The 22,172-nt window shown below is 74.4% G+C and carries 14 protein-coding genes and 1 pseudogene; 12 read left to right on the forward strand and 3 right to left on the reverse strand.

Translation table 11 applies throughout. The features are described 5' to 3' along the window. Nucleotides 1-94 precede the first annotated feature (94 nt). The 6 genes and pseudogenes from HNQ79_RS28585 to HNQ79_RS28615 all read left to right on the forward strand — a co-directional run. Nucleotides 95-1,243 (forward strand): annotated as a pseudogene (locus HNQ79_RS28585) (MFS transporter); the annotation flags it as partial. A 69-nt stretch (nucleotides 1,244-1,312) separates the two neighbouring features. Continuing rightward, complete coding sequence (locus HNQ79_RS28590; protein WP_229923374.1) at nucleotides 1,313-2,617, forward strand: non-ribosomal peptide synthetase; 1,305 nt, start codon at nucleotides 1,313-1,315, stop codon at nucleotides 2,615-2,617. A gap of 281 nt (nucleotides 2,618-2,898) precedes the next feature. After that, a complete protein-coding gene (locus HNQ79_RS28595) occupies nucleotides 2,899-6,099 on the forward strand; it encodes a non-ribosomal peptide synthetase (RefSeq protein ID WP_185035791.1) in 3,201 nt (1,066 codons plus the stop codon). 2 nt (nucleotides 6,100-6,101) lie between these two features. After that, entirely contained in the window at nucleotides 6,102-8,114 is a 2,013-nt protein-coding gene (locus tag HNQ79_RS28600; protein WP_229923373.1) for a non-ribosomal peptide synthetase, read from the forward strand. Nucleotides 8,115-8,178: 64 nt separating this feature from the next. After that, nucleotides 8,179-10,473, forward strand: coding sequence for a non-ribosomal peptide synthetase (locus tag HNQ79_RS28605; RefSeq protein ID WP_373312522.1), 2,295 nt, complete (start codon nucleotides 8,179-8,181; stop codon nucleotides 10,471-10,473). After that, nucleotides 10,463-13,489 (forward strand): condensation domain-containing protein, encoded by a 3,027-nt coding sequence (locus HNQ79_RS28615; protein ID WP_185035792.1) that lies wholly within the window; start codon nucleotides 10,463-10,465, stop codon nucleotides 13,487-13,489. Before HNQ79_RS28605 ends, HNQ79_RS28615 begins: the two co-directional genes overlap by 11 nt. Nucleotides 13,490-13,604: 115 nt before the next feature. On the opposite strand, the gene HNQ79_RS28620 is transcribed toward HNQ79_RS28615, so the two are convergent. Then, nucleotides 13,605-14,117 carry a GNAT family N-acetyltransferase gene (locus HNQ79_RS28620; RefSeq protein ID WP_185035793.1) on the reverse strand — a complete coding sequence of 171 codons (513 nt, stop codon included), beginning with the start codon at nucleotides 14,115-14,117 and terminating at the stop codon, nucleotides 13,605-13,607. 174 nt (nucleotides 14,118-14,291) lie between these two features. On the opposite strand from HNQ79_RS28620, the gene HNQ79_RS28625 reads away from it, so the two are divergent. Genes HNQ79_RS28625 through HNQ79_RS28635 form a run of 3 tightly spaced genes read left to right on the forward strand, consistent with a single transcriptional unit; the run spans nucleotide 14,292 to nucleotide 16,164 of the window. Further along, nucleotides 14,292-15,488: an MFS transporter gene (locus HNQ79_RS28625; RefSeq protein ID WP_185035794.1), complete on the forward strand. Its 1,197-nt coding sequence runs from the start codon at nucleotides 14,292-14,294 to the stop codon at nucleotides 15,486-15,488. Then, nucleotides 15,485-15,664, forward strand: a complete 180-nt coding sequence (locus HNQ79_RS28630) for a hypothetical protein (RefSeq protein WP_185035795.1) — start codon at nucleotides 15,485-15,487, stop codon at nucleotides 15,662-15,664. The genes HNQ79_RS28625 and HNQ79_RS28630 overlap by 4 nt, the downstream gene beginning before the upstream one ends. A gap of 5 nt (nucleotides 15,665-15,669) precedes the next feature. Then, nucleotides 15,670-16,164, forward strand: a complete 495-nt coding sequence (locus tag HNQ79_RS28635; RefSeq protein WP_185035796.1) for an MSCRAMM family protein — start codon at nucleotides 15,670-15,672, stop codon at nucleotides 16,162-16,164. 55 nt (nucleotides 16,165-16,219) lie between these two features. Here HNQ79_RS28635 and HNQ79_RS28640 read toward each other — a convergent pair whose 3' ends face one another. Then, entirely contained in the window at nucleotides 16,220-17,182 is a 963-nt protein-coding gene (locus HNQ79_RS28640) for an NAD-dependent epimerase/dehydratase family protein (RefSeq protein WP_185035798.1), read from the reverse strand. Nucleotides 17,183-17,252: 70 nt separating this feature from the next. Between HNQ79_RS28640 and HNQ79_RS28645 the strand changes: the two genes are divergently transcribed. After that, nucleotides 17,253-18,167 carry a LysR family transcriptional regulator gene (locus HNQ79_RS28645; protein WP_185035799.1) on the forward strand — a complete coding sequence of 305 codons (915 nt, stop codon included), beginning with the start codon at nucleotides 17,253-17,255 and terminating at the stop codon, nucleotides 18,165-18,167. A gap of 39 nt (nucleotides 18,168-18,206) precedes the next feature. On the opposite strand, the gene HNQ79_RS28650 is transcribed toward HNQ79_RS28645, so the two are convergent. Next, the gene (locus tag HNQ79_RS28650; RefSeq protein ID WP_185035883.1) at nucleotides 18,207-19,289 is read right to left on the reverse strand and encodes an FAD-dependent oxidoreductase; all 1,083 of its coding nucleotides are present in this window, start codon (nucleotides 19,287-19,289) and stop codon (nucleotides 18,207-18,209) included. 83 nt (nucleotides 19,290-19,372) lie between these two features. Between HNQ79_RS28650 and HNQ79_RS28655 the strand changes: the two genes are divergently transcribed. Next, nucleotides 19,373-19,897, forward strand: coding sequence for a MarR family transcriptional regulator (locus HNQ79_RS28655; protein ID WP_185035801.1), 525 nt, complete (start codon nucleotides 19,373-19,375; stop codon nucleotides 19,895-19,897). Nucleotides 19,898-20,040: 143 nt separating this feature from the next. Further along, the gene (locus HNQ79_RS28660) at nucleotides 20,041-22,167 is read left to right on the forward strand and encodes an MMPL family transporter (protein ID WP_185035803.1); all 2,127 of its coding nucleotides are present in this window, start codon (nucleotides 20,041-20,043) and stop codon (nucleotides 22,165-22,167) included. Nucleotides 22,168-22,172: the final 5 nt, after the last annotated feature.

Below are 22,172 nucleotides of genomic sequence, written 5' to 3' on the forward strand. Positions count from 1 at the left end.
CCCGTTCCCGCGCTGCGGCGGATCCGCGAGGGGGTGCGGCACGTCGCTGGTGAGGCGTCGCTGAGGGCCGTCGCGCTGGCGACGGCGCTGTTCCACCCTCGTCGCGCTGCCGCTCGTCGCCGTCCTCGAACTCCGGGCCCCCGCCTTCCAGGTGGGCCTGCTGACGGCCGCCGAGACGGCCGCGTTCCTGCTCATCGGCCTGCCCGCCGGCGCGTGGGTGGACCGGATGCGCAAGCGCACGCTGATGATCCGGGCCGACGTGGTGCGTGCCGTCGCGATGGCGAGCGTGCCGCTGGCCGGGTTCGCGGGCGCACTGACGATGTATCAGCTCTACCTGGTGGCGCTGGTCACCGGTGCGGCGACGGTGTTCTTCGACGTCGCACACCAGAGCTATCTGCCCCAACTCCTGTCCAAGGAACAGCTGGTGGCCGGCAACGGAGCCCTGGAGACGGTGCGCTCGTCCGCCCAGGTCACCGGCCCCGGCCTGGGCGGTGGGCTGGTGCAACTCGTCGGGGCGCATCTGGCGATCGTGGCCGACGCGATCGGCTACCTGCTGTCGGCCCTGTTCCTGCTGGCGATACGGCAGCCGGAGAGCAAACCCGAACCGGTTCCCGGCGCGTCGCTGCGCAAGGACGTCGCCGAGGGGCTGCGCTTCGTGCTGGGCCATCCGCTGCTGCGGGTCATCGCCGGGGCAACCGGTCTGGGCAACTTCTTCAGTGCGATGCTGATGGCCACGCAGACCGTCTTCCTGGTGCGGGTCCTCGACCTCCAGCCCGGGGTCGTGGGGCTGATGCTGTCGGCGTCGGCCGTCGGCGGCCTCGCCGGCGCGCTGTGCGCGGGCCGGCTCGCCCGGCGGTTCGGGCACGCCCGGATCATCTGGCTGGCGTCGCTGGTCTCGGCGCCGTTCGCGCTGCTGTGGCCACTCGCGGGCAAGGGCGCCGCCGCGGCACTGTTCGCGGTGGCCTCCGCGGCGGTCTTCTTCGGTGCGGTCGTCTACAACGTCGCCCAGGTGAGTTTCCGTCAGACCCTCTGCCCGCCGCGCCTGTTGGGACGGATGAACGCCACCCTGCGGTTCCTGATGTGGGGCTCGCTGCCGCTGGGCGCGCTCGTCGGCGGAGGCGTCGCGGACGCTCTGGGCGCGCGCGCCGCGCTGTGGGTGTGCGCGGTGGGCTTCCTCCTCGTACCGCTGCCACTGCTGCTGTCCCCGCTGCGCTCCATGCGGGACCTGCCGGACGCCGACTGACCGGTCCGCCCCCTGGCAGGGCCCGCCCCGCTTTTCCACGGTCAGAGAAACGAACCAAGAGAGGACCTCGTGCACTCCAGCATCACCGGTCGGCGTCCGAGCATCACCGGCCAGTACCTGAACCGCTACCAGCGTCTCGCCGCGAGCACCGGGGGCGAGGGCGCGGACCTGCTCCCCGTCACCGGTGCGCAGCGCCGCTTCGTCCTGGTGCGGGCCATGGATCCGGCAGGCCGCCCGGACACCGTTCCGATGTTCTTCGCGTTCCCGCGCGGCACGGTGGACACCGGGCGGCTGCAGGCCGCCGCCGAGTGCCTCGCCGCCCGCCACCCCGCGCTGCGCTCCCGCGCCTGCGTCCTCAGGGGTACTCCGGTGCTTCGCCAGGCGGACCCCGGCATACCGGTGGAGCACGTGCGCCGGTCGCCCGGCGAGGACGTCCACGACGCGCTGCGCCGTGCCGTGGGCGCGTGGCCGTCCGACGGCCCTCCGCTGCGTCTGTACCTCGCGGAGGACGGCGTCGAAGAGGTGCTCGCGGTGGTGCTGGACCACGCCGCCTGCGACGGCCAGTCGCTGGCCCGCATCGTCGAGGAGCTGGGCGACGCCTACCGGGAGCGCCTCGGGCCGCTGGACCCGTCGGCCGCCGAGGTGGCCTCGCACCTCGCCGACTACCGGGAGGCGGTCCTGCTCCAGTTGGAGGCCGAGCGCAGGGCGAGCACGCCGGACGCGCTCGCGTACTGGGGCGAGCGGCTTCGTACGGTGCAGGAGCGCGCGGCCAAGCCCGACACGTCCGCCCGGACCCCCACGGGCGCCGCCGGACTCACGCTCCGCGCGGACCCGTTGGGCGTGCCCTTCGCCTCACTGCTCGACGCCTGCCGGGCCGCCGCCGGCGTGCTGTACGGCCCCGGGCGGGTCCCGCCGGTCGGCTACCCGTGGGGCGGGCGTCCGGCCGGGGCGCCGCCGGTGCTGGGCTGCTTCCTCAACACGGTGGTCTTCCCCGCCGCGACCGGCCCGGAGCGCCCCGCGCCCGAGGTGACGGCCACCGAGTGGTGGGACGACCTGGACCGGGCCGACACCCCCTTCGACGAGGTCGTGCACGCCGCCCGGTCGGCGGGGGCACGCTGGTCGGGGGCGCTGGACGGGCTGCTGACCGTGGACGACGCCCGTCGCCGGCCGGCACTGCGGCTGGGCGGGGCCGCCGGACGCGAGGTGCACGTCGACGGCCGCCGGGTGCGCGCCCCGTTCGCCGTGTCGGTCGTCCAGGGCGCCGAACTGCAGGTGCGGATGGTGTGGGACCGCACGGTCCTCGCCGACGACGCCGCGCAGGACGCCTTCGCCGCGCTGGCCGGGGAGCTGCGGGTCGGTCTGCCCGTCTCCTGAACCGCCCTGCCGGGCAGCCCCGGGGTCCCTGCGGCACGGCCGCCCGCGCACCCGGCACAGCCACTGCCGTAGGACACGACCACTCGCGCACGGCACGGCCGGTCCCGTACGACACGGCCCGTCCCGAACGCCCAGGACCATGCGACGTCCGGTCCCCCGAAACGACTTCCGGTGCGGCCCTGCGTGATCCGCGGGCCTGCCGGTACGCCACGGGCGGCGGGCACGACCGTGCCCCCGCCCTTTCTTCCCGCACGTCCGACCCGACAACCTCAGGGATCGCCATGCTTCCTCTCTCCTCCTCGCAGGAGATCGTCTGGCTGCACGAGCAAGTGCAGCCGGGCAGCCGCGCCTACAACTTCACCGCCTCCCTCGACCTGTGGGGAACCCTCGACGTCGACGCCCTGGAGCACGGGCTGGCCGCCACGCTGGAGCGTCATCCGGGTCTGCGCCTGGAACTGGTGCCCGTGCCCGGCGCCATGCCGGGGCAGCGGGTCGCCGACGCGTGCCCGCCCCGGCTGCGCACCGTGGACCTGAGCGGGGAGGCCCACCCGGAGAGCGCGTTCCAGACGCTGCTGCGTGCCGAGGCCGAGAGCCCGCTCGACACCTTCGAGGCGCCGCTGCTGCGCTGGACGCTGGTCAGGATGGCCGACGACCGGCACCGGCTGATCCACGTCGAGCACCACCTGATCCACGACGGGCACTCGTTCGCGATCCTGCTGGCCGACGTCTTCGGCGTCTACCGGGCCCATGTCCTGGGCGAGAGCACGGAGTTGAAGCCCGCTTCCTCCTACGCCGACCACGTCCGTGCCCAGGCCGAACCGGCGGGGCGGGACGAGGTGATGCGTGCGGGGCTGGAGTACTGGAGCGCCGAGCTGGAGGGTGCTTCGTACGACATGCCGCTGCCGGGCCTGGCCAGGCCGGGGGTGCAACGCCGCCACCACGGCGGCCAGTTGCGGCAGTCGATCGGCGCGGACCTCGCGGAGCGGCTGCGCGCGCACGCCAAGGAGCGCGGGCTGACCCCGTTCGCCACGCTGCTCGGGCTGTTCGCGGAGCTGCTGCGGCGGCACAGCGGGCGCTCCGAGATGGTCGTGGGGACCGCGGTGGGCAACCGTCCGCTCGGGTTCGAGGACGCGGTGGGGATGTTCGTCAACACGATCCCGCTGCGGTTGCGGCTGGACGCCGACGCGCCCGCCGAGGACACCATGGACGAGGTGACGGACACCCTCCTGCGCGCGCTGCCGTACCAGGAGGTGCCGGTCCAGGAGCTGACGCGGGCACTCGGCCTGCACACGTCGGGTGCGGACAATCCGCTGTTCAGCGTGATGTTCAGCGCGCACGACGCCGTGCTGCCGGACCTGGAGGTGCCGGGGCTGGACATCTCCCTCTTCGAGGGGTTCAACACCGGGACGACCCGCTTCGACCTCGACGTGGTGCTGCTGCCCGACGACCGGCGCGGGGTGGGCCCCCGGCACGGGGCGGCCGGCATGACGATGGTGTGGGACTACGACGCCGATCTGTTCGGGGAGGATGTTGCCCGGCTGCTCGCAGGGCGTTTCCTCGATCTGCTGCGGGCCTACCTGGACGCGCCCGGCACGGTGCTGGCCGAGCTGGCGCCGCCGCCCGCGGCACCCGCCGCGGAGCCGGAGGTACGTCGCTCCGCCGACCGCGACCCGCTCGATGTGCTGGCGGGCCACGACCCGTCGCTGCCCGCCGTTCTCGTCGGGGCCAGGCGGCTGACGTACGGCGAGCTGAACGAGCAGGTCGACGGCCTGGTGGACAGGCTTCGGGCCGCCGGGGTCACTGCGGGCCAACCCGTCGCGGCGGTGCTGCCGCGCGGCGTGGAGTCGGTGGTGACGCTGCTGGCCTGTCTGCGCGGCGGGGCCGTCTACTGTCCGCTGTCCCCGTCCGACCCCGCCGCCCGGCTGGAGCTGCTGCTGAACCGGCTGGGCCCGGCGATGGTCCTCACCCCCTCCGACGGCTCGGTGAAGGTACCGGACGGGCTGCCGGCGGGCGGGGTCGGTGACGCCGTCCTGCCGCCCGCCGCGCCGGCCGAGGTCCTGCCTTCGGCGGCGTACGTCATCCACACCTCCGGCTCCACCGGCACACCGAAGCCGGTCGCGGTCGGCGGGGCCGCGCTGCGCAACCACTTGACGGGGGTGGCCGACCGGTTCGCGCTGGCGGCCGGTGACCGGGCGCTGCTGTTCGCGCAGCCTTCGTTCGACGTGGCGCTGGAGGAGGTGCTGCCTTCGCTGTGGGCGGGCGCCTGCCTGGTGGTACCGGAGTTCGAGGTGCCGACCGGCGGCGAACTGGCGCAACTCCTGGTGGACGCGCGGGTGTCGGTCGCCAATCTGCCCACGAGCTACTTCCTCGCCACCCAGGAGGACCTGCGGTCCGTGCTGCGCGAGGGCCGCTGGGCGCCGAGGCTGCTGGTACTGGGCGGTGAGCGCATACCGGCCGACGTGATGCGGGCGTTCCTGCGGGAGACCGGCTCGGGCAGCGGCACCGACGTACGGGTACTGAACGCGTACGGGGTGACGGAGGCGTCGATCAGCTCCACCGTGTACGAGCTGGACCCGGACGCCTTCGGCGCGGGCGCCGAGGTTCCGCTCGGCACCGAACTGCCCGGCGAGCGCGTCCACGTGCTCGACGAGGGACTGCGCCCGCTGCCGGACGGCGCGATCGGTGAACTGGCTGTCTCGGGTGCTGGATTGGCCGAGGGGTACGTCGGCAATCCGGAGGCCACGGCGAACCGTTTCGTACGGGTGCCCGCGCTCGGCGGCGAGCGCGTCTACCTCACCGGCGATCTCGGGTTCCGTGGCACGGACGGCCTGCTGCGCTTTCTGGGGCGGCGGGACAACCAGGTCAAACTGCGCGGCTACCGCATCGAGTTGGAGGAGGTCGAGGCCGCCGCGTCCGGCGTGCTCGGCGGCCGGTCCTGCGCCGTGGTGCTCGACCGGGCGTCCGCGACGGGCGGACCGCGACTGGTGGGGTTCCTCGAAACCGCGGGGGACGAAACGGCCTGGGACGAGCAGGGGTTGCACAGCGCCCTGAGCGCGAAGCTGCCCGGAGCGCTCGTGCCCGCGCTCTGGGTGCGGCTCGACACCATGCCGACCCTCCCGGGCGGCAAGCCGAACCGGGCCGCGCTGACGAAGCTGGCCGCCGAGGTGGAGCAGCCCGCGCGGGCCGACGAGCCGTCGGGCGACGGGCACAACGCGCTGCCCGACCTGGCCCGGTCCGCCGACCCGGCACTGGCACTGCTCGCCGAGGGGTGGCGGGAGGTGCTGGGGCACGGCCGCTTCGAGGAGGGGTCGCACTTCTTCCGCGTCGGCGGCCACTCCCTGCTCGCCGCTCAGCTCGCGGCCTGGCTGGAGCCGCACCTCGGCGACCGGCCGCCGCTGCGGGTGCTCTTCCGCAACCCGGTCTTCGCCGATCAGGCCCGCGCGCTCGCCGCCACCGCCGCCGCCAAGCCGACGGAGTCGTGAAGATGACCGGCACCGAACCCCGTCACGGCACCGCCACCCACACCCGTACGGCGACCGACACAGTGAAGGAACGACAGGAAATGACCACGAGCGTGCAGTACGGCAGGCCCGTCGGCCCCGACCCGGTGGGGGTGCTCGCCGCCTACGAGGGGTGGGTGCGGCGCGCACCCGGATCCGCCGCGGTGACCGACGGGCCGCACTCCTGGACGTACCGGCAGATCGACGAGGCGGCCGACGCGCTCGTCCGGACGTGGGACGGGCGGGTGCGGCCGGGCGACCTGGTCGGGGTCTGCCTGGACCGTTCCGCCGCCCTCGTGGTGACCGCCGTGGCCCTGGCCAGGGTCGGCGCGGTCTATCTGCCGCTGGGGCCGCGCCCCGGTGAGCGCAGGCTCGCCGCGGTCGGCGAGGACGTCGGCGTCACCTGCCTGATCGGCGCGCCCGAGGTGCTCCCGCAGCGGCACCGGGAGGCCGGGCACCTCGCCCTGCCGCTGCCCGCCGAGGGGGTCAACGCGGCGGCCGGTGTGGTGGCGGCGTTCCTGCCGCCCGCGCCCGGCGCCCGCCCGGCCCCGTCGGGGGCGCTGTACGCCGTGCTGACCTCCGGTTCGACCGGCCGCCCGAAGGCGGTCGCCGTCGCGGAGCCCGCCCTGGCGGCGCTCCTGTCCTGGTACCGGGAGGAGACCGGTCTTAGCCCCGGCGACCGGCAGACCCTGCTGATCGGCGTCGCCTTCGACCCGCACGTCATGGAACTGTGGGCCGGACTGACCTCGGGAGCCACGCTGGTACCCGCGCCGGACGCCGTCCGCTGGGATCCCGGCGCGCTCACCGACTGGTGGCGCGACGCGGCGGTGACGGTCGCGGTCACCGCCACGCCGATGGCCGAACCGCTCCTCGACCGGCCCTGGCCACAGGACCTGACCCTGCGTCATCTCGTGGTCGGGGGCGATCGGATGCGCCGCCGGCCCGGTCCGGACGTGACCGCCGTGGTGCACAACGCGTACGGGCCCGCCGAGGCGACCGTGGTCACCACGACGCACTCCATGCGGGCCACCGACGACGACGTGCGCGAGGACGCCCCACCGCCGATCGGCCTGCCGCTGCCCGGGGTGTGCGTCCTGGTGACGGACCCCGAGGGTACGCTCGTCGCACGCGGCGAGGACGGCGAACTGTGCGTCGGCGGCCTTCAGTTGGCGATGGGTTACCTCGATGCCGCACTCACCGCGCGCCGCTTCACCGCACCTCCGGCTGCGGGCCTGCCGCCGGAGGTGGACCGCGTGTACCGCACCGGGGACCGGGTGCGGATGCGGGCCGACGGGGCACTCGAATTCCTCGGCCGTCTCGACGACCAGGTGAAGATCAGCGGTGTGCGGATCGAACCGGCCGAGGTGGAGGCCGCGTTGGAGCAGGACCCGGCGGTGCGCAGCGCGGTGGTCGTCGCCCCGCGCGACGCCGAGGGCCGCGCCCGCCTCGTCGCCTACGTGCTGCCCGTGGCCGACCGCTCCGACGCCACCGCCGACGCGCCGGCCGCCGGCCCGTACCCGGAAAGCACCCCGGCGCACGCCCCGGACCCGGACGCGCTGCTCGCCTCGGTGCGCGCCTGGCTGCCCGAACAGGCGGTGCCGTCCGCGGTACGCGTGGTGGAGGCCTTCGCGCTGGACGCCAACGGGAAGGTGGACCGGGCGGCCCTGCTGAGGCGGGAGGCGGAGACCCAGGAGCACACGGACTCCGCGGCGACGGACGGCGCCCCGGCGCTCCCCGCCGACGCGACCGCCAACGAACGGCTCGTGCTGGAAACGGTACGCAAACTCCTCGACCGCCCCTCGGCCGCCCTGACCGACAACTTCACCGACATCGGCGGCACTTCACTGGCCGCGGCCCGGCTGCTGACCGCCGTCGAGCGGGAGACGGGAGTGCGGCTGCGCGCACCGGAACTGCTGCGCCAGCCGGACCTGCGGGCGGTCGTCGCCGTACTGGACAAGCGGTGCGCGGCAGCGGCGGCACGCGGCACCGGGGTCTGAGGTGACCGTCGCGCGCCGTACCGGACCCCACCGCCCACCGCACTCCGATCGGAAGGAACCTGCTGTGCAAGGCTCCACCGTGGCCGACAACCACACCCCGTCCGCCTCCGCCTTTCCGGGCGGGTCCGCATACCCCGACCTGACCGCCCTCCTCGCCCACCGCGCCGACCTGACCCCCGACGCACTGGCACTGATCGAGGGCGACACACTCCTGACCTACAGCCAACTCGTCGCTTCCGCACGCGACTTGGCGGCGCACTTGGCAACGCGGGGGGTGCGTCCCGGCGACCCCGTCGCTCTGCTCGTACGGCGCTCCGCCCGCGCCGTGGTCGCACAGATCGCCCTGTGGCGGGCGGGCGCGGTGTGCGTGCCGCTCGACCCGGCGCATCCCCGGGTGCGCACCGAGGCCATGATCGACGATTCCGGCGCGGTGCTGACGGTCGGCGACAGCGACCTCTTGGAGTCGGCCGGGGTCGACGGCCCGCGTCTGGCGCTGGACGCCGGGATCCCGGCGTACGACGGTGCGGAGCCGCTCCCCGGGCCGGGCGAGGACGCCACGGCGTTCATCATGTTCACCTCCGGGTCGACCGGGCGGCCCAAGGGCGTGGCGGTACGGCACCGTGCCGTGGCCGCGCTGGTCATGGACCCGGCGTACGTGACGGTCACCCCCCGGGACCGGGTGCTGCTGCACTCCCCCGCGACGTTCGACGCGTCGACGTTCGAGGTGTGGGTGGCCCTGGCGAACGGTGCCGCCGTCGTCGTCTGCCCCGCCGACCGGCCGTCCTTCGAGGACCTGGCGCGGGAGGTGGAACGGCACGGGGCGACCGTCGCCTTCTTCACCACGGCGCTCTTCCACCAGCTCGCCGCCCGCCGTTCCCGCGTCTTCTCACTGCTGCGTTCCGTGGTGGTCGGCGGCGAGACGCTGTCCGCGCTGCACGCCCGTTCGGTGCTGCGGGACTTCCCCTGGCTCGAACTGGTCAACGGGTACGGGCCGACCGAGACGACGACCTTCGCCACCGCCCACCGGGTCACCGCCCAGGACGGCGAGGGCCCGATGCCCATCGGCCGGCCGATCGCCGGGGCCACCGCACACGTCCTGGACGAGGACGGCCGGCCGGTCGCGGCCGGGGAGCACGGCGGCGACCACGCGCCGCGCGGGGAACTCTGGGTCGGCGGGAGCCGGCTCGCCCGGGGCTACGTCGGACAGCCGGAGCTGACGGCCGAGCGCTTCGTCACCCACCCGACGCTGGGCCTCCTCTACCGCACCGGCGACCTCGCCTCGGTCCGTCCCGACGGGACCCTCGACTTCCACGGGCGCACCGACGACCAGGTGAAGGTACGCGGCCACCGCATCGAACCGGGCGAGATCGAGCACGTACTGCGCCAACAGCCGGAGGTGGACGACGCGGCGGTGACGGTACGCCGCCCGGCCCCCGACGACGCACGGCTGGCCGCGTTCGTCGTACCGGCACGGGGAACGGCGCCCTCCCCGCGGTCCCTGCGCGCCCGCCTGACCGCGACCCTGCCCGCCCACCTGGTCCCCGACGAGCTGACGGTCCTCGACCGCCTGCCGCTGACCCCTACCGGCAAGGTGGACCGGGCAGCACTGGCGGACCTCGACCGGCGGCCGGGGGCGGGGACGGTACCCGGCTCGGGGACGGAGGGGCCCGGAGGCGACACCGGTACGGGCACCGGCACCGAGGCTGGGTCCTCGCCCGGCCCGGCCGTCGCGCCCACGCTCGGGGCGTCCGGGCCGGGTACGCCTGCGCATGCCTCGCCCCAGCGGACCGGCGTCGCGCACGCATCCGGGACCCATCCGGGGGGCGGGGCCCCGAGCGGCGCCGTCACCGCGGCGGGTACGGACCCCACGGCGCACTCCGCAGCCAGAGCACGCGCCGGGACCGGAGCGCCCGCCGCCACCGCACCCGGCCCCGCGGCCACCGCTCCCCCGGCCGTGGAACCGGTTCCCGAACTCGCCGCGTCCCCGCACGCGCCCCCCTCCCGGGACGAATCCGTGCAGGGTGCGTCACCGCTGACTCCTCTCCAGCAGGCCGTGGCCGAGGTGTGGGCGCGTTCGCTGGGCTGCGAAGTGACGTCGCCCGACGACGACTTCCTCGCCCTGGGCGGCCATTCCCTTCTCGCCCTCGTCGTCACCGACGACCTCCGGGAGGACCTCGGCGTCGAGCTGTCCCTCGCCGACTTCTTCGCCTCGCCGACGGTCGCCGGGCACGCCGCACTCGTCGAACGGGCCCTGCTGGCGGCCCACACCGACCTGCACCCCCTGCCCGGCGCACACCCCCTGCCGGACGCCCGCACCCTCCCGAACCCCGACGCGCCGGAGCACCCCGATGTCCCCTGACACCCCCGCCGCCCTCCAACAGGAACTCCTGCGCCGGGCCCGTTCCCGCACCGCGCCCCGGCCCGCCGAACCGAACCCCGCGAGCACCGGCCCGGGCTCGGGTTCGGCCTCCGGCTCCGGCGTCGGTTCCGGCACCGGCCGTGCGCCGCTCTCGCACGCCCAGCGCCGCATGTGGCTGATGGACCGGCTCGGTCATCGCGACGGGGCCTACAGCGTGCCCTTCGCCACGCGCCTGACCGGGCCGCTCGACCTGGACGCGCTCGGCGAGGCCCTCACCGCTCTCGTCACCCGTCATACGATCCTGCGCACCCGGTACGGCGTGCACGACGACGTGCCGTACCAGGAGACGCTCCCCGCGCCGGCCACGTACCCCGTGCGCGTGGTCGACACCGACACCGACGGGGGGCCCGGCTACGACGAGCTGCTGACCGCCGAGGCCCGGCTCCCGTTCGACCTCTCGGCCGGCACGTTGCCCCGGGCGCTGGTGCTGCGGCACGGCCCCGAGGACCACACCGTTCACCTGACTCTCCATCACATCTCGGTAGACGGGCACTCATTGGTCACCGTCGCCGACGAGCTCGGAAGTCTGTACGCGCATGCCACCGGGGTCTCCGTACCGCCCCTGCCTGCCGCACCGCCGCAGTACGCGGACCACGCCCGGCGCGAGCACGCGGCGTCCGGCCGGCTCGCCGGCAGTCTCGACCACTGGGCCCGCCGGCTGGCCGGGGCCGTCCCGCCGGCCCTGCCCCGCCCCGCGACCCCGCCGTCCGACCTGCCGGACCGGCCCGCAGTCACCCACGTCGAGCCTCTGGGTCCCGAAGTGCCCGGGCGGTTGCGCGAGTTCGGGCGCACGAGGCGGGCCACGCTCTTCACGGTGCAGCTCGCCGCCGCGTTCGCCGCACTGCACCGGCTGACCGGCGCCGACGACCTGGTGATCGGCTGCGCGGCCGGACATCGCGAGGGCCGGGAGGCGGCCGGGCTGGTGGGTCTGTGCGTCAACACTCTCGCGGTACGGGTGGACGTGTCCGGCGACCCCGGGTTCGGCGAACTGGTGGAGCGGGTACGGGATGCGCTGCTGGAGGCACAGCAGCACCGGCAGGTGCCGTACGACCTCGTCATGGAACGGCTCGGCGCGGCAGCACGCGGCGCGGACGGGTCCGCGCTGGTACGGGTGACCTCCGACGTACTGGGCGAACCGACGGCGTTGCGACTGCCCGGCCTTCGGGCGGAAGCGGTCGAAGTGGTGCTGTGCGAGGCCAAGTTCGACCTCTCCTTCGCTCTGGTGGCGGCGGGCGAACCGGCGGGTCTGGTCCAGTACGGGCGGGCGGCGCTCGACGACGGGACGGGGCAGGCGCTGGGCCGCTCCTTCGCTGAGCTGCTGACCGCCGTGGCCGACGATCCCGCCCGGCGCCTCTCGGAGCTGCCAGGCCCCGCGGGAAGCGAGCAGGCCACCGCGCACCCCGCCCCGGCCGCGCTCCCAGACCCCGCCACGCCCCCCGGCACCGCCGCACACCCCGTCCCCGCCGCACACCCCGCCCAGGCCGCGCTCCGAGCCCTCCCGCACGTGGCCGACGCCGTCGTCGTCGACCCGCCGGGCGGGCCGCTCCTCGCGTACGCCGTGCTCCGGGAGTGGAGCGGCCCCACCCCCGCCCAGTTGCGTGCCGCCCTGCGCGGCGTTCTGGACCGGGACCAGCTGCCCCTCGCGGTGACGCTCGTCGACGCACTGCCGCGCACGGCGGACGGCTCGCCCGACCTGACCCGCCTCCCCGGCGTACCAGCGACGGCTGCCACGCCCGCACCCGCGCCCGCACCCGCTGCTGCCCGCAGCCCGCACGCCGCAGCCGTGACGGCCGCGTTCGCTCACGTGCTCGGCCGACGGCCCGCGGCGGGCGACGACTTCTTCGCGCTCGGCGGGCACTCCCTCACCGCCGTCCAGCTCGCCGAGCGGCTGCGGACCGGCCTCGAACTCCCCCTGACCGGGCTCGACATCATGGAGGCCCGCACCCCGCACGCCCTGGCCGCGCTCCTCGACGACCGGGCGCAGGCCCGTACGGCAGCGCGCAGAGCGGCGGCGGCCACGGCAGCGGCCGGACGGTCCACCAAGCGGCGCACCGTAGCGCCCGGCACGGTCCTGGTGACCGGGGGGACCGGCGGTGTCGGTGCCTTCGTCCTGCGGGAACTGGCCGCTCGTGGCACGCCGGTCCGCGCACTCGCCCGCCCGGAGTCGGCCCACCTGGTCGCCGGTGAGGGGGTCGAGGTGGTCGAGGGCGACCTGGGCGACCCGGACGGTCTGCGACGGGCGGTCGCCGGAGTGGACGCGGTGATCCACGCGGCCTGCACCTTCACCCGTCCCGAGGTGGACGTGGCGGCCATGCGCGCCATGGCCGAGGCCTGGAACAGGGGCCCCTTCGTCTTCGTCAGCAGCGTCGACGCGTACGGGCACCCGGCGGACGGTTGGGTGGCGGAGGAGAGCCCGTCCCGGCAGCCGCTGAGCCCGTACGGTCAGGCGAAGGCCGACTGCGAGGCCGTCCTGCTGCGGGCCGCGGGCACCGGGGGCAGGGGCGGCGCGAGCGCGGTCCGGTCCCCTCTGGTGTGGGGTGCGCACGACCGACTGCGCGACCAACTCCGTTGGGGGGCCATCGGGCTGCTGTACCAGGCCGCCCGCTCCCACGCCCCGATCACCCTCCCCGCCCCCGGCGCGGGCGGCCATGAGTGGTACGGCGCTCCCTGGGTGCACGCGGCGGCGCTCGCCCGCGCGGTGACGGCGTGTCTCGACGCCCCGGTGCACGGCGTGGCCAACGCGGTGAGCGGGCACGTCGGCTGGCCGGAGCTCACGGACGAGCTGCGGACCCTGCTGGGCAGCGACAGCCCCGTACGGTACGACGCGCAGGTCCACCCGGACCTCGACCACCGGTGGCACTACCGTGCGGACCGGCTGGCTCCGGCCCTGCGCCCGGGGCCGGGCGAGGACCTCCGTACGGTACTGGCGGAGATGGTCACCCCCGGGGCGTCCTGACCGTTCGGCCCCGCTCCCGTGCCCGGCCCCCGCTCGTCACCGGTCCCGGGCCTCGTCACCGGTCCCGGGCCCCGGCGGCGCGCAGCCTCGGCGGGCGCGCCGCCGGGGCGGCCGCTCACTGGGCGCCCAGGGTCATCCACTGCTCGGGCTTCGTCAACGGGGCGAAGCCCGCCCGGGCGTAGACCGCGTGCGCGTCCGCGGTGGCCAGCAGGATGCGCCGCAGGCCGTAGGGGGCGAGGTGGTCGCGTACCGCGGCGACGAGCGCGGTCCCCAGCCCCTTGCCGCGCGCTTCCGGGGCGATGTACACGTCGCACAGCCAGGCGAAGTCGGCCCAGTCGGTCACCACCCGGGCATACCCGACCTGCTTGCCGCAGTCCTGTGCGTAGACACCGAAGTTGAGGGAGTTCGAGATCGCCCGGTCCTGCTTCTCCCGGGAACGGCCGCGGGCCCAGTACGCGTCCTGCGACAGCCATCGGTGGATCAGAGCGGGGTCGAGCCGGTCGGCATCGGCGGACAGCTCGTAACCGGCGGGGAACGCGTCACCGCCGGACGGTTCGCGCGCGGCGGGGAGTGCGTGGCCCGCGGAGGGGCCGGGGCGTTCGTGACCGGTGGGAAGTTCGGAGGACATGGCGGTATCCAAGCAGCCCCCGCCCCGCACCACCGCTGACTTTCGGCGGCCGGACGCCCGGGGGCCGCTCCGGCCGAAGGGCGCGGGACACCCGTAACCCGTCCGCCCACCGCGCGTACCGCATACGGCCCAGTTCCACGCGCCCCGGCAACCTCCGGTGGATTGACTGGCGCAATGGACACCGAGCTCACCGAGCAGAAGCCCTCCGCCGCCGCTTACCGCAACCTCTTCGTGGCGACGATCGGGTTCACGCTCACCTTCTGGGCGTGGGACCTGATCGCACCGCTGGCCGTCGACTACAAGGAGCGCCTCGGCCTCAGCTCGTTCCAGCAGTCGCTGCTCGTCGCCGTGCCGGTGCTGGTGGGGTCGGTGGGGCGGATTCCGGCGGGTGCGCTCACCGACAGGTACGGCGCGAAGCTGATGTTCCCGCTGGTGTCCGCGCTGACCATCGTCCCGGTGCTGCTGCTGATCCCCGCGCGGAACAGTTACGTGCTGATGCTGCTGGTCGCCTTCCTGCTGGGTCTGGGCGGCACGACGTTCGCGATCGGTGTGCCGCTGGTGAACTCCTGGTTCCCGCCGTCCCGGCGCGGCTTCGCCCTCGGCGTGTTCGGCATGGGCATGGGCGGAGTCGCGCTGTCCGGGTACTTCACCCCGCGGATCGCCGGGCATGGGGAGAACCTCCCCTTCGTGGTGGTCGCCGTCGCACTGGCGCTCTACGCGGCGCTGGCCGCCGTCCTCATCACGGACGCGCCCGGCCGGACCGTGCCCACGGCGTCGCTGGGTTCCCGGCTGGGGCAGGCCGGCCGGCTGCGGGTGACGTGGGAGCTGTCCGCGCTGTACGCGATCGGGTTCGGCGGGGTCGTCGCGTTCGGCGTGTACCTGCCGACGTACCTGAAGACCTGGTACGAGCTGTCGCCGACCGACGCCGGAACCAAGGCGGCGGGTTTCGCCCTGGTCACGGTCGTGTTCCGGCCGCTCGGCGGCAGGCTTTCGGACCGGTTCCACCCGGCCGTGGTGACCGGCGTGGCTCTGGCGGCGGTGGCCGTCTTCGCGGTGGTCCAGGCCTTCGACCCGGTGCTCGGCCCGCTCGGCACGATCGCCCTGCTCGGCATGGCGGCCGGGCTCGGCGCGGCCGGCGGCAGCGTGTTCGCCCTGGTGTCCCGCGCCACCCCGCAGAGCCAGGTGGGCAGCGTCACCGGAATCGTCGGCGCGGTGGGAGGCCTCGGCGGATTCCTGCCGCCGCTGCTGATGGGCGCGATCTACAGCGCCAAGGACTCGTACTCGATCGGCTTCATGCTGCTGTCCGACCTGGCACTGGCCGGTTGTGTGTACGCGCTCGTACGGATGCGGGCACGGAGCACAGCCCCGTGACCACTCGGCTGGTGACGGAGAGCAACAAGCCGGCCGACGGCGGCCAGGTCTACAACGTGGGCGTGGCGGGCGTCGGCTCCCGCGTCGCGCCGCCCGTCGGCTCGGACCACCTCACGACCGGCGTCGCCGTCACCGTCGCCGCGGGCCGGCGCCCGTACCTCTGGAGGGCGAGGTGAGGATCGTGAAGCAGGACGCCGCGAGTGGCGCACGCCTGTCCGGAGCAGTCTTCCAGCTGTGGCGCGAGAGCAACGGCGTGCCCGGCCTCCAGACCGGCGGCACGACCCCCGACAGCCGTCAGGGCCAGCAGTGCACCACCGACACCACGGGGACCTGCCGCAGGACGGCCCCGGTCGGCTCCGCCTTCTACTGGCAGGAGACCGAGGCCCCGGCGGGCTACGACTCGCCCTCCCCGGCCGTGTTCGGTCCCGTCGTCCTGTCCGAGGCGCTCCGCCTCCAGGGCGTCACCACGGTCGCCCGCAACAAGAAGACGGTGGTCCCCGAGGTCACCGGAAAACTCCAGGTGCGCAAGGTCGACGCCCGTACCGGGCAGGGACTTGCCCGTGCCGTCGTCGAACTGTGGCGGGAGAGCGGACGCCGGCCGGGCCTGCAGACCTCCGGCCCCGACCGCGACCGGCAGATCGGCTCCGGCTGCGCCACCGACGCGCAGGGCCGCTGACCGCGGCGGACGGCTCCGGGGCACGCGCGCCGGAGCCGTCCCCGGCACGGCCGGCTCATGCCGACGGGGCGCCCGCGCGAATACCAGCGGGCGCCCCGTCGGCGGCGAGGGCCTCGGCGACGGCGGCGGGCAGCCAGTCGGCGGTGCGGGAGAAGACGAAGCCCAGTTCCTTCGCGCGGGCGTTGCTCATCGCGTAGTGCCGGTCGAAGGAGAACGCCGAGGCCTGGCCGCCCGCCGGAACGACCCTCGTCACGGGCTCGCGTCCGGCCCGCGCGGCGACGACCGCGGCGAGGTCGTGCACGTCGAGCAGTCCTTCGGAGCAGGCGTTGACGGGACCGGTGAAGTCGCAGGTGGCCGCCCACCGCAGGACGTCCGCCAGTTCCTCGTAGTGGATGAAGACCGTGGGCAGCGGCTCCGCGTGCACCGCGATCTCCTCGCCGCCGACGATGCGCCGGGTGTAGTGCGCCAGCCGGCCGGTGAACTCCCGGGCGCCGCCGCCGAGCACGTGGGCGCCGCGCACTGCGGCGAACGCGAAGCCGCCCCACCGGGCGAGGACGCTCTCCGCCTGACGCTTCCCCTCAGCGTAGTGCGTCTGGAGGTACGCGTCGTCGTGCCAGGGGAGGTCCGGGTCCACCGGCCAGGTCGCCGGGTCCACGTTCCCCTCCGGCACCGGCGTGCCCACGGGCACGGGCGGCAGCACGGCGCTCATGGGGTCGTAGACCTCGATCGTGGAGGTCAGCACATAGCGCCGGGTACGGCCGGCGAAGGCGCGGGCGGCGAGGGCGGCCTGTACCGGGGTGTAGCAGACCTGGTCCACCACGGCGTCGAAGGTACGGGAGCCGAGCGTTTCCGTCAGGGCCCTCTCGTCGTTCCGGTCCGCCACGAGGTGCTCGACGCCCGCGAGTGGCCGGGTGGAGCCGCGGTTGATCACCGTGACCCGGTGCCCCTCGGCGTGCAGGCGCTCCACCAGGAGTTTTCCGACATAGCGGCTTCCGCCGATGACGCAGATCCTTTGCATGCGGCCATCCTGGGCGCCTATCGTCATCAGCGGAAGTCACGTTCTGCTGGCCGGGTATGAAGGAAAACTGTTGATCGATGTGCAGCGGCTCCGTGTCCTGCGGGCGGTGGCGGAGCACGGCAGCTTCAACCGGGCGGCGACGGCTCTGCGCCTCACTCCCTCGGCCGTCTCGCAGCAGGTGTCCGCCCTGGAACGCGGTCTCGGCGCCGCGGTCGTCACGCGCAGCACCCGTGGGGTCGTGCTGACCCCGGCCGGCCGGATCATGCTCGGCGCGGCGGAGTCCGTGGCCGCGGAACTCGCCCACGCCCGGCAGCGGGTCGAACGGCTCGGCACGGGCCGTGCCCGGCTCACCGTCGCCACGTTCACCAGCGGCGGCCGAGTCCTGCTGCCCGGCGCCCTGCACCGGCTGATGGCCGGTCATCCCCGTACCGAACTGCACGTCAGGGAGGGCGAACCGGAGGACACCCTGCCGCTCGTCCGCCGGGGCGCCGTGGACCTCGCCCTCGCCTACCACTTCGACGGTCCGCTGCCCGTCGGCCCCGACGGCGGTAACGGCACCGGCCTGGAGTGGACGCCGCTCATGGAGGACCCCCTGCACGTCGTCCTGCCGGACGGGCACCGCTTCGCCCAGCGCGACTGCCTCGACCTCGCCGAGCTGGCGGCCGAGCCCTGGGTGCTCGGCTGCCTGAAGACAGAGGCGTACCTGCGTCGTTACGCGGAGCGCGCCGGCTTCGATCCGCAGGTGCGCGGGACCACCACCGACTACTTCTTCGCCCGTTCGCTGGTCGCCGCGGGGGTCGGCATCTCCCTCGTCCCCTCCGTCGCGCTCGCCCCGGCGGTCCCCGGCCTCTGCACCGTGCCCGTCACCTCTCCCGGCCCGGTCCGGCACATCGGGGTCGCCGTGCTCGGTCGCTGCGGCCGGCCGCACGTCGCGGCGCTGGTCGACGCCCTCCGCGAGGAGGCGGGACGGCACGGCGGGCGGTGAGGCGGCCCTCGGTGGCGTGCGGTGCGGTGGCCGGGGTGTTCAGGGCAGCAGGCTGACGAGGGCGTCGCGCAGGGCGGTGCGTCTGGTGGACACGAAGCGGTGCAGGGTGCGGGAGCCGAAGGCGACGCGCTGGGCGCTCCGGCGGCGTTCGGCGTCGTAGGCGCGCAGGGCGGCGGGCAGCCCGGACGGGCCGTGCGCGCCGACGGCGCGGGTGAGGGAGTCGGCGTCGAGGATGGCGGTGCACGCGCCCTGGCCGAGGTGGGGCGTCATGGCGTGGGCGGCGTCGCCCACCAGGGCGAAGGCGCCCGCCGGGGCGGCCCCCGTACGGCCCCTCCCGGCGCCTGCGGAGAGGGAGACGAAGGACGGGAGCGCGGGGTACAGGTGGCGCATCTCGTAACGGATCCAGCCGGCCGGGTCGGTCTCGGCGAGGATGCGCGGGATCGGGTCGTGCCAGCCCTCGAAGTACGGGCGCAGTTCGTCGGCCGTGGTGGCGGCGGGCACGGTGGCGTACCAGTTGGTGCGGCCGGGTTCGACCGGGGTCATGCCGAAGAAGCATCCGCTGCCCCAGGTCTCGCCGTGGACATCGCTCTCGAAGTCGGCGATGCCGATCCAGGCGACCGTGCCGGTGTCGCGGGGCGCGCTGCGGGTGCCGAGGACGCCGGTGCGCACGGCGCTGCGGATTCCGTCGGCGCCGACCACTAGGTCGTGTTCGGCGGCCAGCGCCGCCACGTCGGTGACGTTCTCGCCGAAGGTGACGGGGACGTCGCCGAAGGTCTCCAGGCCGGCGAGCAGCGCGTCGATCAAGTAGGGCCGGGAGATGAGCAGTTCCGGGCGTCCGCCCTTTTTCTCGATGCGTTCCAGCGGGAGGCGCGCCCGTACCCGCCCGTCGGGGGTACGGATGTCGGCGCGCCGGTAGGGGACGGCGTGCCGGCGCAGCGCCTCGCCCACGCCGAGGCGGTCGAGGGCGGCCTGCGCGGTGGGGTGGATGCCGAAGGCGGTGCCGTACCTCTCCAGGGACGTACGGCGCTCGCGCACGGTGACCGTCCAGCCCGCCCGCCGCAGTCCTGTCGCCGTGGCGAGCCCGCCCACTCCCGCGCCCACGACCACCGCTGTTCCCGCCATCCCGACCTCCAGGTCTCGTCCCGCCGCCACGCGAACTACACCTGTAGTATCACGCCGCGGGCGGCCCTCGATAGGGTGAACCCGTGGCCAGTACGAACGAACGAGACCCCGAACGAGCGGCAGCGCCGGACAGCAGCATCCCGGCGCCCCCGCCGGGGCAGCCCGTGCCGGACCTGCTGGCGTTCGCGGTGCAACTTCGGCGGATGAACGGCGAGATCGGCCGCCTCGCGCACGGCTTCGCGGCCGAGCAGGGCCTGCATCCGACCGACGTACAGGCCCTGGCCGCCATCCTGGACTCTGAGACCCCCCTCACGCCGGGCCGCCTGCGCGAGCACCTCGGGCTGACCTCCGGTGCGGTGACCGCCTGCCTGGACCGGCTGGAGAAGGCCGGGCACGTCCGGCGCTCCCGGGACAGCAGGGACCGGCGGGTCGTACATCTGCACTACGAGACGAGCGCGCGGTCCGTGGCGCGCGCGCACTTCCTTCCCCTGGCGACGGCGACCGAGAACGTGCGGTCGCGCTTCGAGCCCGCCGAACTCTCCCTCGTTCTGCGGTTCCTGACGGAACTCAACACGGAACTCTCGGAACTCCCCGCACCGCGCAGGTGAGAGCCCCCGGGTGAGAGGCCTGCCTCCGCCGAGCGATCCGAGACCCGGCGAGGGACGCATGGGCGGGGCCGGACAGGGCACTGATATATTTCAATCATTGAGATTGTTATTCCTTGAAACAACTCCGTGGCACCGGGAGCACGATGTCTACCCCCGCACGTTCCGCACGCTGGCTCATCCCCCTCGTTCTGCTCGTCGTCTGGCTGGGCGTCGGCGGCGGTCTCGGCCCGTATGCCGGGAAACTGGGCCAGGTCGCCACCAACGACCAGGCGGCGTTCCTCCCGCAGAACGCCGAGTCGACGCAGGTGATCGAGGCCCAGAAGGCGTTCCGGCAGGACGAGACGCTGCCCGGCATCGTCGTGTGGACCGCCGGGGGCGAGGACGGCGGCACACTCGGCGAAGAAGAGCAGGGCGCCGCCACAAAGGCGCTGGCGTCCCTGAAGGGCTTCGAGGGCATCGTCGGGGCCGCCTCGCCCGCCTTCCCCTCCGAGGACGGACAGGCACTGCAGGGCGTCGTGCAGCTGAGCCCCGACCTGGGTGAGGAACTGACGCCGACCCTCGACCGGATCAAGGAGACCGCCGGTCAGGTCCCGGGCACCACCGTGCAGGTGGCGGGACCCGCGGCCAGTCAGGCCGACCTCAAGGACGCGTTCGCCGGGATCGACGGGCTGCTCCTGGGCGTCGCGCTGCTCGCCGTCCTGCTCATCCTGCTGCTCGTGTACCGCAGCGTGCTGCTGCCGCTGATCATCATCGTCGGTGCGGTCTTCGCGCTCGGACTGGCGAGCGCGGTGGTCTACGTGCTGGCGGACAACGACGTGGTCCGGGTGGACGGGCAGGTGCAGGGCATCCTGTCGATCCTGGTGATCGGCGCGGCGACGGACTACGCGCTGCTGCTGACCGCGCGCTTCCGGGAGGAGCTGAGCGCCGGCCACGACCGTTTCACCGCCGTACGGGCCGCCTGGCGGCAGACGGTGGGGCCGGTGACGGCCAGTGCGGCGACCGTGGCGCTCGGCCTGCTCGCCCTGCTGCTCAGCGACCTGACCAACAACCGCGCGCTGGGGCCGGTCGGCGCGATCGGCATCGTGTGCGCGGTACTCAGTGCGCTCACCTTCCTGCCCGCCGTACTGGCGCTGCTGGGCCGGGCGGCGTACTGGCCGGCCCGCCCGAAGCCGGTCGCCGAGGGCGACGCGAAGGGGCGGGGCGCGCACGGACTGTGGCAGCGGGTCGCCGACCTCGTCGACCGTGCGCCGCGCAAGGTGTGGGCACTGTCCCTCGCCGGGCTGCTCGCCTGCGCGGCGTTCGCCCCCATGCTGACGTCGCGAGGTGTGCCGCTGGACGAGATCTTCGTGAACGACGCGCCGTCGGTCTCCGCGCAGCAGACCCTCGGCGAGCACTTCCCCGGCGGTTCGGGCAACCCCGCGGTGATCGTCGCCGGCGCACCGCAGGCCGACGCGGTACGGCAGGCCGCCGAGCGGACCGAGGGCGTGGCGGGCGCCGAGACCGTCACCGCGTCCGGCCGGCCCGGCGGCGGCCCGCCGTTGGTCGTGGACGGCCGGGTGCGCATCGACGCAACCCTGGCGGACGCCGCCGACAGCGACGCCGCGAAGGACACGGTGGCCCGGCTGCGGGACGCGGTGCACGCCGTGCCCGGCGCGGACGCACTCGTCGGCGGCTACACGGCACAGCAGTACGACACCCAGCAGACCGCGGCGGACGACCGCGCGGTGATCGTGCCGGTGGTTCTCGCGATCATCCTGGTCATCCTGGCGCTGCTGCTGCGCTCGCTGGTGATGCCGGTGCTGCTGGTGGTCACCGTGGCCCTCAACTTCGTTGCCACGCTGGGTGTTTCGGCGCTGGTCTTCAAGTACGTCTTCGGCATGAGCGGCACCGATTCCTCCGTACCGCTGTACGGTTTCGTGTTCCTGGTGGCGCTCGGCGTGGACTACAACATCTTCCTGATGTCGCGGGTCAGGGAGGAGTCCCTGACCCACGGGGTGCGTGAGGGCGTACGGCGCGGGCTGACCGCGACCGGCGGCGTCATCACCTCGGCGGGCGTGGTCCTGGCCGCCACGTTCGCGGCCCTGGGCGTGATTCCGCTGGCGTTCCTCCTGCAGATCGCGTTCATCGTGGCGTTCGGCGTGCTGCTCGACACGCTCGTCGTGCGCTCGCTGCTGGTACCGGCGCTCGTGCGGGACATCGGACGGAAGGCATGGTGGCCCGGGGTGCTGAGCCGCACCGGGGGCGGGGACCCGGCCGACCGGCCCGCGTAGGCCCG

Origin of the sequence: Streptomyces candidus, assembly GCF_014207445.1 — a bacterium.
GTDB lineage: Bacteria > Actinomycetota > Actinomycetes > Streptomycetales > Streptomycetaceae > Streptomyces > Streptomyces candidus.